13 protein-coding genes are annotated in these 13,860 nt (G+C 65.2%); 5 read left to right on the forward strand and 8 right to left on the reverse strand.

Annotated elements, in window-relative coordinates; all coding sequences use genetic code 11:
- Positions 1-85: 85 nt before the first annotated feature.
- Together U8326_RS07630 and U8326_RS07635 are read right to left on the reverse strand one after the other, a co-directional pair.
- Positions 86-586: a nuclear transport factor 2 family protein gene (locus tag U8326_RS07630; protein ID WP_324743365.1), complete on the reverse strand. Its 501-nt coding sequence runs from the start codon at positions 584-586 to the stop codon at positions 86-88.
- Positions 587-798: 212 nt separating this feature from the next.
- Positions 799-1,941, reverse strand: coding sequence for a hypothetical protein (locus U8326_RS07635; RefSeq protein WP_324743366.1), 1,143 nt, complete (start codon positions 1,939-1,941; stop codon positions 799-801).
- Between the two features lie 144 nt (positions 1,942-2,085).
- On the opposite strand from U8326_RS07635, the gene U8326_RS07640 reads away from it, so the two are divergent.
- Entirely contained in the window at positions 2,086-2,403 is a 318-nt protein-coding gene (locus tag U8326_RS07640; RefSeq protein WP_324743368.1) for a hypothetical protein, read from the forward strand.
- Here U8326_RS07640 and U8326_RS07645 read toward each other — a convergent pair.
- Complete coding sequence (locus U8326_RS07645; RefSeq protein ID WP_324743369.1) at positions 2,382-2,987, reverse strand: hypothetical protein; 606 nt, start codon at positions 2,985-2,987, stop codon at positions 2,382-2,384. The genes U8326_RS07640 and U8326_RS07645 overlap by 22 nt on opposite strands.
- 198 nt (positions 2,988-3,185) lie before the next feature.
- Positions 3,186-6,167: an excinuclease ABC subunit UvrA gene (gene uvrA, locus U8326_RS07650; RefSeq protein ID WP_324743370.1), complete on the reverse strand. Its 2,982-nt coding sequence runs from the start codon at positions 6,165-6,167 to the stop codon at positions 3,186-3,188.
- Positions 6,168-6,334: 167 nt separating this feature from the next.
- Between uvrA and U8326_RS07655 the strand changes: the two genes are divergently transcribed.
- Genes U8326_RS07655 through thpR form a run of 3 tightly spaced genes read left to right on the forward strand, consistent with a single transcriptional unit; the run spans position 6,335 to position 8,109 of the window.
- Positions 6,335-6,838 (forward strand): hypothetical protein, encoded by a 504-nt coding sequence (locus tag U8326_RS07655; RefSeq protein ID WP_324743371.1) that lies wholly within the window; start codon positions 6,335-6,337, stop codon positions 6,836-6,838.
- 59 nt (positions 6,839-6,897) lie between these two features.
- Positions 6,898-7,536, forward strand: a complete 639-nt coding sequence (locus U8326_RS07660; protein WP_324743373.1) for an HdeD family acid-resistance protein — start codon at positions 6,898-6,900, stop codon at positions 7,534-7,536.
- A 54-nt stretch (positions 7,537-7,590) separates the two neighbouring features.
- The gene (gene thpR, locus U8326_RS07665) at positions 7,591-8,109 is read left to right on the forward strand and encodes an RNA 2',3'-cyclic phosphodiesterase (RefSeq protein ID WP_324743551.1); all 519 of its coding nucleotides are present in this window, start codon (positions 7,591-7,593) and stop codon (positions 8,107-8,109) included.
- A 22-nt stretch (positions 8,110-8,131) separates the two neighbouring features.
- On the opposite strand, the gene U8326_RS07670 is transcribed toward thpR, so the two are convergent.
- The gene (locus U8326_RS07670) at positions 8,132-8,851 is read right to left on the reverse strand and encodes a hypothetical protein (RefSeq protein ID WP_324743374.1); all 720 of its coding nucleotides are present in this window, start codon (positions 8,849-8,851) and stop codon (positions 8,132-8,134) included.
- A 227-nt stretch (positions 8,852-9,078) separates the two neighbouring features.
- On the opposite strand from U8326_RS07670, the gene U8326_RS07675 reads away from it, so the two are divergent.
- Positions 9,079-11,259 (forward strand): M3 family metallopeptidase, encoded by a 2,181-nt coding sequence (locus tag U8326_RS07675; protein ID WP_324743375.1) that lies wholly within the window; start codon positions 9,079-9,081, stop codon positions 11,257-11,259.
- Between the two features lie 42 nt (positions 11,260-11,301).
- Here the strand turns inward: U8326_RS07675 and U8326_RS07680 are convergent, their stop codons facing one another.
- From U8326_RS07680 to U8326_RS07690, 3 genes are read right to left on the reverse strand one after another with little or no spacing between them, the layout of a single operon-like run.
- Positions 11,302-12,048 (reverse strand): ABC transporter ATP-binding protein, encoded by a 747-nt coding sequence (locus U8326_RS07680; RefSeq protein WP_324743376.1) that lies wholly within the window; start codon positions 12,046-12,048, stop codon positions 11,302-11,304.
- Positions 12,048-13,001 (reverse strand): iron ABC transporter permease, encoded by a 954-nt coding sequence (locus U8326_RS07685; protein ID WP_324743378.1) that lies wholly within the window; start codon positions 12,999-13,001, stop codon positions 12,048-12,050. Before U8326_RS07685 ends, U8326_RS07680 begins: the two co-directional genes overlap by 1 nt.
- Entirely contained in the window at positions 12,998-13,858 is an 861-nt protein-coding gene (locus U8326_RS07690; RefSeq protein ID WP_324743379.1) for an ABC transporter substrate-binding protein, read from the reverse strand. Before U8326_RS07690 ends, U8326_RS07685 begins: the two co-directional genes overlap by 4 nt.
- Positions 13,859-13,860 lie beyond the last annotated feature (2 nt).

Here is a 13,860-nt window from a genome sequence, read left to right on the forward strand (position 1 = left end):
ACGCCGCTTCATGCCCGCCGGAAACAGTATTCCGCCTGACCTGCCCCTTCCCGGCGCAGCCGCTCAAACCTCAAGCGCGCGGGCCTCAGCCGCCCAGCGGGTGCCTGCCGTCCAGCCGCAGCCGCGTCACCCGGCTTTCCGCGATCAGCCAGCGGTCCCCCGCCCGGCGATAGCGTTCGTGATAATGGCCGTAGCCCTTCAGCGAATTGCCCGCGCGGTTGTCGATATAGTCGAACAGCGGCCAGATCGCCGTGGCGCTGTCCTCGTCCAGAATGTCGATCACCGGCGCATGGCCGTGATGGACGGTGACCAGCGGCTCGATCACATGGACGATCCAGTCCGCGATGACCGCCCCGCCCGGTCCCACCACCGCCGGATCGCCGGGATCGAGCGGCTCATCCAGCGGGAACGGCGGCGGCAACACCTTCGCCTGCGCGAACGCCGCGTCCTGCCGCACGTCCAGCAGGGCATCCTCGGTGAACAGACTGGCGAGCAGCGCCCGGTCCTTCGTGTCCACGGCATACCAATATTGCGCCTTGGTCCGGCGAACGCCTTCTATCGCCAGCAAGCGTGCGAGATCCTCCATCAGGCCTCAATCCCCCTCTGTTTCTTTTGAAGAGGCAGCGTAGCAAGTTGATCCGTCCGCCACCATAGGGCTTGGACGGCGGCGCCCGGACGGTGCCTGACCCAGTAAGAGATGGATGCGTGAGGGAGGGACGCGCGGAAGGCGGGGACTTGTGGTTCATGCCTGCACGGCCGCGCGCGAAAGGCGTATTGCAGCCCGCACACGCCATGCCTTCACAAGCCCCCGCCCGGCGGGCGCGGACCATCCGCCTTGTCGCGCCTCGCCTTGGGAAAGTGGGTCGCCATACCCATGCTGCCCTCGTTCCTTGGCGGATCGGCCGGCGCCGGACGGGATTTTGTCGAGGGAGGGGTTTCGACGCCGGCCTTACCCGAAAGAATGGCATCCCCCCGCCCGCGTTCCCCCGCGCGCGACGGACCGGGGCGGGCAAGCGAGCAATCGCGCGGGCGGCGGGCGGCCCGTTGCGATGCGGCGGCAGGGCGAACGCACGCCGGTTCCGGCAGGGGGTGACAGGGTTGACACTGTTCAGGAGAAAAATTCTCCGCTGCGCGGGAATCCCCTGCCCCGGCCTGCGTCTCCTCCCCCATCGCATCCACGAAGGCGCAGGCTTCGGCATGATGCGCGTCCCATTCGGCCCCGGCTTCCTCCCGGGCGGCCTCGCCGGCCTCCGCCGCCAGCTCGAACGCCTGCTCCTCACCCAGCCCTTCCTCCAGCAGCGCCGCTTCCTCGTCCAGCTCGGTCCAGCGCCCGCGGTAATCCACCCATGCCTCGCGCGGAGTGGCAAGGCCCGGCACATGGCCATCCTCCGCGCCGGGCGCACGCTCCATCATGCCGGGATCGGGCGGATGGCCGCCCAGCATGGCCAGCAGCTCGTCGAAGCGCGCGGCGGCATCCTCCACCTCCGGCCGATCGCACAGCCGGTCGAGCCGCCCGAGATGGGCGAGGAGCAGGCGGCCGTCATAGCGGCGGCGGCGCGCCACTTCCTCGCCGTGATAGAACACCGGCTCATCCACCCCGTTCAGCGCATGATCGGCCAGCACCGCCTCGGCATGGTCGCGGGCGAGCGCCAGCGCCGCATCCCAGGCGAGCGCGAAGGCCGCATCGCGCCGCCGCGCCTTGTAGGCGGTCTGCGGGGAGATCCGCGCCGCCTTGCAGGCGAGGCGGACATTGCCGCTGGCGGCAAGCCGGTCGCAAAACAGCAGGCGGCGGTCCGGGGTGAATTCACCCGCCCCTCCAGCAAAAGTGGGAACCGGTTTTGCGCCCGGGAGGGGCGGCAGAGACTCCCCTCCAGCAAAAGTGGGAACGTCCCCCTCCAACGAAGCAGCGGAAACACGATGTATCGGGAATGGATCGAACATGATTCACCTCCAGCCGAAAATGGCGGCAAGATAGGTGCTGGGCACCGAGGGGAATCAAGGCATCTAGGTCAGGCGAGGGCCTGTAGGAAAATGATTACTGAATTAGGCCCAACTGATTTCCTGCTCTAACTTTGGGAGAAAGATATGGCCGGACGTATTCGTGAGCGCGATCTTGTAATTCCAGCACTACGCGCAGCCGTTAAGATGGGCGGTGAAATTCACATGACCAAGTTGATTGATATGATGATTGATGAATTTGAGCCAGAAGGTGAAGATGCCCAAATTATTGAACATCGCAATGATAGCAAATTTAGCCAGAAGGTACGCAATCTAGTCTCTCATAGAGAGAACAGTACTAGCATATTCTCCCGGGGATATGCCATTTATATAGCTCAATCGGAATCTATTCGCATTACCGATTTAGGGCGGAAATTTCTCGATCAAGTTCCCGCAGATGAGTAGAGCGCCTTATAACCCGGCTTGAACCATTTCAGTTCTGTTCCGCTGGTCGCATCTTTATCCCAAACGAACCAAGCATAGGCGGTAGTGCCTGTACCCTTCTGTACAGCGCCTGCCGGATAGAATGTGATCCGCTCACTAAAAACCCATACACGCGACGGCGGCGCTTCCGAAAATATAGTGCGCTGCCGGTTTGCACCTTCAAGGAAGGCCAACCGCAAAAGTAACGCGAACTTTTTATCGGCTTTCTTTAAGCCGGCCTGCACGAAACCTTCTGCTGCATTATAAGGTGGATTAGTAATAATATTCGATGCCTTGCGCCAACTCTCAAGAAAATCGTGATCACCATCGCCATAGCCTCGATCAACGAGATCCGAGCTAATGACTCTATTGCCAGTGGCTTCCAGCACCTCTGACATGGCTCCATCACCGCAAGCACACTCCCAAATATCACCGACGAACTTCTCGTTATCGATGAGCGCGTAGGTTGCCCATGCGGGTGTAGGAAAGAAATCAGGACCGTCTAAATCAGCAAACCGCTTCATAGTCGGCTTGAACCCGCCGTTAAGGTGATATGTAGCATCCATGATTATTAATTTATCAGAATCAATGGCTTAGTCAATATCATCTAAACGACTCTAACAATTCAATTTTCTGAAAAATCTTTCATCTACCGCCTCAGCAGCGGGCCGAGATAGCCGCCGGTAAAGCTGCGCGGGTTGGCCCCCACTTCCTCCGGCGCGCCTTCCGCCATCCCGCCCGCGCAGGGGCAGGCTATCATTGCCTTAACGCTTGAGCAGGGGGGCGAGATAACCGCCCGTGAAGGAGCGTGGCTCTGCGGCGACATCTTCGGGAGTTCCCTCGGCAATGATCTCCCCGCCGCGCACGCCGCCTTCGGGGCCGAGGTCGATAATCCAGTCCGCCGTCTTGATGACGTCCAGATTGTGCTCGATCACCACCACGGAATTGCCCTGATCGACCAGCCGCTGCAGCACTTCCAGCAGCTTGCGCACATCCTCGAAGTGAAGGCCGGTGGTCGGCTCGTCGAGGATATAGAGCGTCTGCCCGGTGGAGCGGCGGCTGAGTTCCTTGGCGAGCTTCACCCGCTGCGCTTCGCCCCCTGACAGGGTGGTGGCCTGCTGGCCGACCTTGACATAGCCGAGGCCGACTTCGTTCAGCATATGCATCTTGTCGCGGATCGGCGGCACCGCCTTGAAGAATTCCTCCGCGTCCTCGATCGTCATGTCGAGCACGTCGGCGATGCTCATGCCCTTGAACTTCACTTCCAGCGTCTCGCGGTTGTAGCGCTTGCCGTGGCATTCCTCGCAGGTGACGTAGACATCGGGCAGGAAGTGCATCTCGATCTTGATCAGCCCGTCGCCCTGGCAGGCCTCGCACCGCCCACCCTTCACATTGAAGCTGAACCGCCCCGGCTTGTAGCCGCGCGCCTCGCTCTCCGGCAGGGCGGCGAACCAGTCGCGGATATTGGTGAAGGCGCCGGTATAGGTGGCCGGGTTGCTGCGCGGGGTGCGGCCGATCGGCGACTGGTCGATCTCGATCACCTTGTCGCAATATTCGAGGCCGGTGATCCGGTCATGCGCGCCGGCGATCACCCGCGCGCCGTTGAGCACGCGGGCGGCCCCGGCGTGCAGCGTGTCGATGGTGAAGCTGGACTTGCCGCTGCCCGAGACGCCGGTGACGCAGCAGAAGGTGCCGAGCGGGATGGCGGCGGTGACGTTGCGCAGATTGTTGGCGCGGGCGCCGTGGACGGTGATGTGGTGGCCGTTGCCCTTGCGCCGCTGCTTCGGCACTTCGATCTCGCGCGTGCCGTTGAGATAGGCGGCGGTCAGGCTGTCCCTGCTCTTGAGGATCTGCGCCAGCGTGCCCTGCGCCACCACCTGCCCGCCATGCACCCCCGCGCCCGGCCCCAGGTCCACGATATGGTCGGCGGCGCGGATCGCATCCTCGTCATGCTCCACCACGATCACCGTGTTGCCGAGGTCGCGCAGGCGCTTGAGCGTTTCCAGCAGCCGGTCGTTGTCGCGCTGGTGGAGGCCGATGCTCGGCTCGTCCAGCACATAGAGCACGCCCGACAGCCCGCTGCCGATCTGGCTGGCAAGGCGGATGCGCTGGCTTTCCCCGCCCGACAGCGTGCCGCTGGTCCGGTCGAGATTGAGGTAGTCCAGCCCGACATTGTTGAGGAAGCCCAGCCGCTCGTTGATTTCCTTGAGGATGGCGCGGGCGATCTGGTTCTGCTGCTCGGTCAGCCTGCCGTCCAGCGTGGCGAAGAACGCCAGCGCGTCGGCCACCGACAGCTTGGTCGGCCCGGCGATGTCCTGCCCCGCCACCTTCACCGCCAGCGCCTTCTCGTTGAGGCGCTTGCCGCCGCAAGTCTCGCAGGGCTGCGCGGTCTGGTAGCGGGACAGCTCCTCCCGCATCCAGGCGCTGTCGGTCTGCAGCATGCGGCGGTTGAGATTGCCGATCACGCCCTCGAACGGCTTCTGGACCGTGTAGCTCTTGCGCCCGTCCTTGAAGGTCAGTTCCACCGGCAGGCCGCCGGTGCCGTGCAGGATGATGGCACGCTGGTCCGGTTCCAGCGCGTTCCACGGCGTGGTCAGGTCGAAGCCATAGGCGCGGGCCAGGCTTTCCAGCACCTGCATGTAATAGGGCGACGGCGGGTTGGACTTGGCCCACGGCACCACCGCGCCCTGCTTGAGCGTCAGGTTCTCGTTCGGGACGACCAGCTGCGGGTCGAACAGCAGCTTCTCCCCCAGCCCGTCGCAGGCCGGGCAAGCGCCCTGCGGCGCGTTGAAGCTGAACAGGCGCGGCTCGATCTCCTCGATGGTGAAGCCGGAGACCGGGCAGGCGAACTTCTCGCTGAACACGATGCGGTTGGCGGGAATGCCGGCGCCTTTCATGGAACCGAGGGATTCCCCTTTTCCCGTTCGGGCTGAGCTTGTCGAAGCCCCGTCCTGCCCGTCCGAAGAAGAGGGCTGCCCTTCGACAGGCTCAGGGCGAGCGGAAGCAAGAGCCTCCGCCACAGTCCCATCCGCCAGATCGACATAGGCCAGCCCTTCCGCCAGCCTCAGCGCCTGCTCGAAGGAATCCGCCAGCCGCGTCTCGATCCCTTCGCGCACGGCGAGGCGATCGACCACCACTTCGATGTCGTGCTTGTATTTCTTGTCGAGCGCGGGCGCTTCCTCGATCGGGTAGATTTCCCCGTCGATCCGCACGCGGGTGAAGCCGGCCTTCTGCCATTCCGCCAGCTCCTTGCGGTATTCGCCCTTGCGGCCGCGCACCACCGGGGCGAGCAGGTAGAGCCGCGTCCCTTCCGGCAGGGCCATCACCCGGTCCACCATCTGGCTGACCGTCTGCGCCGCGATCGGCAGGCCGGTGGCGGGCGAATAAGGCACGCCCACCCGCGCCCACAGCAGGCGCATGTAGTCGTAGATCTCCGTCACCGTCGCCACGGTGGAACGCGGATTGCGGCTGGTCGTCTTCTGTTCGATGGAAATGGCGGGGCTGAGGCCGTCGATATGCTCGACATCCGGCTTCTGCATCATCTCCAGGAACTGACGCGCATAGGCCGAAAGCGATTCCACATAGCGCCGCTGCCCCTCCGCATAGATGGTGTCGAAGGCGAGGCTGGACTTGCCCGAGCCGCTCAGGCCGGTGATGACGATCAGCGCATCGCGCGGCAGGTCTATGTCGATGCCCTTGAGATTGTGCTCCCGGGCGCCGCGGACGGAAATGGTGGTGAGGGACATGGGCGGGATGTGGAGGCTCGTGTGGCGAGAGTCCAGAGGCGCCCTCATGGCGCGCCCTGGATCGCCATTTGTTCCTTAAATGTTCGCAATGGTCAAGTGGGCACGGCGATCTTTTCGTCACCCCCGGCTTGGTATAGCTTCCGATATTCCAACAGGAGGATTCCGCCATGCTCATTGCCCGCCCCCTTGCCCTGCTCGCGCTGCTTGCCGCTGCGCCGGCGCTCGCGCTCGAAGTGCCGCCGTCGGACCAGGCGCCGCTGTCCCCGCAGGATGAATCGGCCGCCTTCCGCGCCGCCGGGTTCGAGCAGGCGGGCGGCGAATGGCGCGGCTGCGGCGATCCGGGCACGGCGGGCTACACCCCCGGCGAAATCTCGCAGGTGCTGGACCTGAACAACGATGGCCTGCCGGAAGCGGTGATTACCGAAGGCAGCGCATTCTGCTTCGGCATGACCGGGCTGGGCTATTCCCTGGTCAGCAAGCAGGCCGACGAGAGCTGGCGCCTGCTCGATGGCCGGGGCGGCATCCCCACTTTCCTCGGAACGCGGGGAGCGGACGGCTGGCCGGACATCGAGGTCGGCGGCCCCGGCTTCTGCTTCCCGGTGCTGCGCTGGGACGGGAAGGAATACAAGCTCGACCGGCATCAGTATGACGGCAAGCCCTGCCAGGGCTGAGACGAAGGCTTTGGCCAACCCCCGGTCCTTCTAAGAAAAACAAGACAACGGAGGCAGGAATGACGGAAACGACCGAAAGCCCATCCGGGCAGTCCGGGCAGCATGATCGGCAATCGCCGTCCGCCGGCTTTGTCGTGATCGGCATGGCGCGGCATAATTGGGGCTGGTTCGCCTTGCGCGGGGTGCTGGCGATCCTGCTCGGGATAGCGGCCTTCCTGGCGCCCGGCCTCACCCTGTTCGCCTTCACGCTGGTCTTCGCCGCCTTCTGCTTCGCCGACGGGATCGCCATGCTCATCACCGGCATTCGCCGCGCCGGTTCCGGCCATGCGCCGTGGTGGACCATGATCCTGCCCGGCCTCGCGGGAATAGCGGTGGGCGTGATCTTCCTGTTCTGGCCCCTGCTCTCCACCCTGGCCTATGCGATTGCCACGGTCCTGCTGGTGGCGGGCTGGGCCATCGTCACCGGGGCCTTGCAGATCGCCGCCGCCATCCGGCTGCGCGAGGAGATCGAGGGCGAATGGATTCTGGGGCTGGCGGGGCTGTTCGGCGTGGTGCTCGGCCTTGCCCTCATCACGCTGACGGCGCTGCAGCCCACCCTCTCCATCCTCTCCGTGGCCTGGCTGATCGGCTTCTACGCCATCATGACCGGCGTGATGCTGCTGATGCTGGGGCTTCGCCTGCGCAAGCGGGCAGGCTGAAGGCCCGGCCGCCGCACGGATCGCGGGAGCAGCATCATATCGCATCGCCTGTTCATCGCCATCGCCCTGCCGGAGCCGATCCGCGACCTGCTGGTGGATTGCATGGAAGGGATCGAGGGCGCGCGCTGGCAAGGCGAGGAGCAATTGCACCTCACCCTGCGCTTCGCGGGCGAGGTCGACACGCCGCTGGCCAACGATCTGGCGGACCGGCTCGGCACGCTGACCTGCCCACCCTTCCCGCTCGCGATCCGGGGCGTGGGCCATTTCGAGCGCAAGGGCCACCCCCGCGCGGTCTGGGCCGGGATCGCGCCTTCGCCGGAACTGGAGGTGCTGCAGCGCAAGGTCGAGCGCGCCTGCCAGGAGGTTGGGCTGGAGCCGGAGCACCGCCGCTTCACCCCGCATGTCACCCTGGCCCGGCTGAACAGCGCAAGCGGCCCGATTGCCCCGTTCCTGCTAGCACGCTCAGGCCTCGCCAGCGCGCCCTTCACGGTGGACGGCTTCACCCTCTACGAAAGCCACCTCGGAGAAACCGGCTCCATCTACGAGCCGGTGGTGCGCTATCCGCTGCGGTGAGGCGCGGCGGCGGGAAGCGGGATCACTCCTTCTTGTCGAAGGAAAGCTCGTGCCGCGAAGCCGGCTGGGGCAGGACGCCCAGCTGGATCGCCACGTCGCGATAGTTCCAGTAGCTGTATTCCTGCGTGATCTTCCCATTCCTGTAGAGGTGGTGAGTCACGCCCCGGGTATGGGTCGTCTTGCCCTTGGCCGGCATGCCGAGGAAATCGGCATTGTGCTGCACCTTCCATAGCCAGTGCATGATGGACCATTCATCATAATCTATAGTGGCGCCCGCCCGGGCGTCGCGCGTCTTCTCGTCCCAATAGGCGGCGTCGTAACCCTGAGGCGTGCCGACCTGAAATTCGTCGGCCTGGTTATTCCGCACCCCGCCATTGTAGCGGATGATGTCGAACTGATGCACGCCGAGCGGCGAATCCGGGCCGTAATTGTCGAACGGCTCGAACGCGCGGAGCAGGTCGTCCTTGGTGTTTATCATCTGGCCCAGGATGATGTCCTCGAACACGAACTCGTCGGCATAGTAAGCCGCCACCCCCTGCGCGCCTTCATGGAAGAAGGCGTCGATCCATTTCTGCCCCGTGGCAAGGCTGCGGGTTCCGGCCCCGGAAGGGGCGCCGGTCGCGGCCGAAGCGGCGCCGGTCAACCCGGCGGCGGCAAGGCACCCTGCCCCCAATATTCCGCCGCGCAGCATGGTCCGCCGGTCAAGCGGCGATCTTTCCTGATCGAGATATGCGAGATGCATCCTGATTCCTCTCCCACTTTTATCCATCGAATATTTATCAACGCATTCGTTAACACACGGCGAGGCAGGCCGTCCATGGAAACCTGCCAAGCCATCCCTTGCCAGACACGGGATTTGGCTCCATTTTCGAGGGATAAGCAGGCGAATGCGCCAGGCCAAACAGCCCTGTTCAACCGGCCCCGGATCGGGCAAAGCCGAAACAGAAAGTTACAGGAGTGTAAGTGACCGTGACTGTCGCCCGTCTGTTTCTCGCCGTATCCCCCGCCGCACTGCTCGCAGGTTGCACGACCATGAACCAAGCCGCCCAGATCGAACCCGCACCCGCCACCCCGGCCGTCGCCATTCCGCAGGGAACCGGCATTTTCGCGGAAACCTCGCCCCTGCCGTTCGAGGCCCCCGATTTCTCGAAGATAACCGATGCCGATTACCTTCCGGCCATCGAGCAGGGCATGGCGATCCAGCGGGCGGAAATCGAAGCCATCGCCAGCAATCCCGCCACACCGACGATAGAGAACACGCTGGCGGCGATGGAACGGTCGGGCCAGATGCTCACCCGGGCGCTGGCCGCCTTCTATGCCGTGGTCGGGGCCAACACCAACGACGCGCTCGATGCGATCGAGAAGACGGTGTCGCCCAGGCTGGCCGCCCATGGCGATGCGATCGTGCTGGATTCCCGCCTGTTCGCGCGGATCAAGGCGCTGCATGACAATCGCGCCGCGCTGCCCCCTGGCGGGGAAGACGCCCGGCTGCTGGAAGTGACTTACGAGCGCTTCGTCAATGCCGGCGCGCAATTGAACGATGCCGACAAGGAAAAGCTCAAATCCATCAACGAGCAGCTTTCAACGCTCGGCACGGAATTTTCCCAGAAGCTGACCGAGGCGAGCAAGCGGGCGGCGCTGGTCGTCAACACCAAGGCCGAGCTGGCCGGGCTTTCCGATGGAGAGATAGAGGCCGCCGCCAAGGAGGCGCAGGAGCGCGGGTTGAAGGGCAAATACGTCCTCTCGCTCATCAACACCACCCAGCAGCCCGCGCTGGCCAAGCTGACCAATCGTGAAACGCGGCGCAAGCTCTATGAGGCCAGCGTGACACGAACCTCACGCGGCGATGCGAACGATACCCGCGCCATCACCGTCAGGATCGCGGAGCTTCGCGCGGAGAAGGCCGCCCTGCTCGGCTATCCGGACTATGCCAGCTATGCGATGTTCGACCGGATGGTGAAGAAGCCGGGGGAAGCAATTGATTTCATGGAAGGGATGGTTCCAGCCCTGGCCGCCAAGCAAACCGAGGAGGCCAGCGAGCTGAACGCCGCGATCAAGGCCGCCGGCGGCAAGTTCACCGTCCAGCCGTGGGATTGGGATTTCTATGCGGAGAAAGTCCGCAAGGCGAAATACGATCTCGATGACAGCGCGGTGAAGCCCTATTTCGAGATGACCCGGGTGCTGGAGGACGGCGTGTTCCATGCCGCAAACCAGATCTACGGCATCCGCTTCGTCAAGCGCACCGATCTGCCGGTCTATCAGGCCGATGTGAGCACCTACACCGTGTTCGACAAGGACGGCTCGGAGCTTGGGCTGTTCTATTTCGATCCCTTCGCCCGGCCCAACAAGCAGGGCGGCGCATGGATGGGCAATTTCGTGGAGCAATCGGGGCTGATGGGCACCAGGCCCGTGGTCTATAATGTGCTCAACATCGCCAAGGCTCCCGCCGGGGAACCGCAACTGGTGAGCTGGGACGATGTCATCACCATGTTCCACGAAATGGGCCATGGCCTGCACGGCCTGTTCGCCGCCCAGAAATATCCCTCGATCTCCGGCACCAACACGGCGCGGGACTTCGTGGAGTTCCCCAGCCAGTTCAACGAGCATTTCGCCACCCAGCCGCAGATCCTCGCCAATTATGCCCGGCATTACAAAACCGGCGAGCCGATCCCGGCCGAATTGATGGCGAAGATCGACCGGGCCAGGAAGTTCAATCAGGGCTATGCGCTGGGCGAAGTGATGGCGGCCGCCCTGCTCGACATGAAATGGCACGCCTTCAAGCCGGGGGAAGTGCCGCGCGATGGGGACGCATTCGAGAAATCCGCGCTGGGCAGCCTGGGGCTGCGCGTCGATGTCGTCCCGCCGCGCTATCACAGCCCCTATTTCCGGCATATCTGGGACCATGGCTATGCGGCGGGCTATTACTCCTACATCTGGACCGAGATGATCGCGCATGACGCGTTCGATCATATGAAGGACAGCCCGGAGGGCGTGTCCCGCGCCGGTGGAGAGCTGTTCCGCGAGAAGATCCTCTCGCGCGGCAATACGGTCGATTATGCCACGATGTATCAGGATTATGCCGGACGTCAGCCGAGCATAGAGCCGATGCTGGAAGAACGCGGCCTTTCAGGCGAGGACAAGCAGCCGTAACCGGCTGAACGGCGTGCCACCCAACCGGCGGCGCGCTTTTCGTCAGCGGGTCGACAAAGCGCGCGCGCCCGGCTCGCCCAGCCATTGGGCGTCGACGTTCCAGACCTCGCGGATGGCGGAGCGGGACAAGGCCCGTTCCGGCGGCCCGTCCTGATCGAGCGTCCCTTCCGACAGCACCAGCACCCGGTCGGCATGGTTCATCGCCAGCGTCAGGTCATGGAGCACCAGCACCACCCCCGCGCCGAGCCGGGCCGCTTCCCGCAACCGGGCCAGCATGGCAAGCTGATGCGCGAGATCAAGCGCCGCCAGCGGCTCGTCCGCGAGGATCCAGTGCGGCTCGCCCGCCAGCACCCGTCCGAACAATGCCCGGGCGCGTTCGCCACCCGACAGCGCCGATACGGGGCGATCAGCGAGGGCGGCGAGATCCAGCGCGGCAAGCGTGCGCTCCACCACCTCTGCCCCGCCCGCTGCCGCGTCGCCATGGGGCAGGCGTCCGAGCGCGACCAGATTGCGCACTGACAGATCCCAGGCAATCGCCCCGTGCTGCGGGAGATAGCCGATGGCCTGCGCCCGGCTCTTGATGGCCATGCCAATCAAGGCGGAACCATCGAGCGTGACGGTACCCGTATCCGGCTTCAGCAAACCCGCGAGGCACGACAGCAAGGTCGATTTTCCCGCCCCATTGGGCCCGCAGATTGCGGTGATCTCGCCACGGCGCAGTTCCGTCGCGACATCATGCAATGCCGGCGTCGTGCCCAGCCGGAGCGAAAGGCCATGCGCCGCCAGCATCAGGCGATCCCCCGGCGCATGCGCAGCAGCAGGAACAGGAAGAAGGGCGAGCCGAGCAAGCTGAGGGCGATGCCGAGCCGCAGTTCGGTGACGAGCGGCAGGATGCGGCAGAGGCTGTCCGCCACCAGCACCAGCAAGGCCCCGGCCAGCGCGCTGGGCAGGATGAGGCTGGACGGGCGCCTGTCGGTCAGCGGACGAACCAGATGCGGGACGATCAGGCCGACGAAGCCGATGATCCCCGCCACCGCCACGCCCGCCCCCACCGTCAGCGCCACCCCCGCGATGAGCCAGGCCTGCAACCGCGGCAGATCGATCCCGAGGGAGCGCGCCGCCGCCTCGCCCAGGGTCAATGCGTCCAGCCCCCTGCCCGCCGCCGCCAGGCAGGCGATGCCCGCTACGGTCAGCGGCGCGGCCAGCCATACTTCCTGCCAGCCCCGGTCCGTCAGCGCCCCCATCAGCCAGGTCACGATCTCGCTCATCGCGAAGGCATTGGGCGCGAAGCTGATGATGAGCGACGTCAAGGTGCCGGAAAGGCTCGCGATCATCAGTCCGGCAAGCGTGAACAGGGCGATGCCGCCCGTGCGCCCGGCAATCGCCGCCAGCAGCGCCATCGCGCCCGCAGCCCCCGCCAGAGCGAAGAGCGGCAAGGCCCAGGGATGGATCGCCAGCCCCAGCGCCAAGCTGACAACCGCGCCCAGCGCCGCGCCGGGGCCGATGCCGAACAGGCCCGGATCGGCCAGCGGATTGCGCAGATAGCCCTGCATCGCGGCGCCGGCCGCGCCCAGTCCGGCCCCCACCGCGATCGCGAGGAGCCCGCGCGGCATGCGCAATTCGAGCAGAATGACGGCGGCATTGGGCGTATCCGCCGGATCGAGCCAGATCCGCCCGGCCAGCAGGGAAAGCGGCAGCACGGCGGCCAGCAGCAGCGCGAGGATCAGGCTGAGCCGGTTCATCCCGCGACCTCCGCCTGAGTCCCACCTGTGGCCATCGCCTGTCTTATCTCGCGCAGCCGTTCGGCGGCGCGGATGATGGTCGGCCCGCCGCAGAAGATGAGGCTGGGATCGAGCACATGGCGGCGCGTATCCGCCAGGCTTTCCAGCGCGGGATGTTGCAGCATCCTGTCCTCGCCGGTGCTGGAATCCCCCGCCGCCAGGATGAGGCGGGGCGGATCGGCCAGCATCTCCTCCAGCGGAAGGTAGTCGGCCTGGCGCAGCCCGCGCGCGGCGCTGTGGCTGGAAAAACCGGTCCGGCGCATGATGTCGGAAATCAGCGCGTCGGGACCGGGCACGATCCCGCCGGACTGCCATACCACCGCGGGAATGGCGGGCGAGCTTGCCGCTGGCGCCGCCCGGGCCAGCGCCCGCTCGATCCCTTGGACCAGCCGTTCTCCCCTTTCCGGATGGCCGGTGAGGCGCGCCAGCCCCCTGATCTGCTCGATGCTTTCCGGGACATCGTGCTCGATGGCGAAGCTCTCCACCCGGATGCCGAAGCGCTCCAGCGCGATCCGGGTCGCCGACGGCATGAAGGTGCCCGCCACCACCACATCGGGCTTGAGCGCGAGGATTTCCTCCACCGTGCCGCCCGTGGCCGGGAAGCGGCGGGCAACGCGCAGATCAATCGAGCTGGAGCGCGGATCATGGCTGTAATGCGAAATGGCAAGGATCTGCGATGGGTCCACCACATCCGCCAGGATCGCGTCGCTGCACGGGTTGAGCGAGACGATAGTGGGGTGCTCCCGCGGCTGCTCCGCCGGCCCGGGGCCAGTGCAGCCCGCCAGGGCGGCCAGCGCCGCCGCGAGAAGCGCCCGCATCG

It is taken from the genome of Tsuneonella sp. CC-YZS046, assembly GCF_035581365.1.
Lineage (GTDB): Bacteria > Pseudomonadota > Alphaproteobacteria > Sphingomonadales > Sphingomonadaceae > JAWKXU01.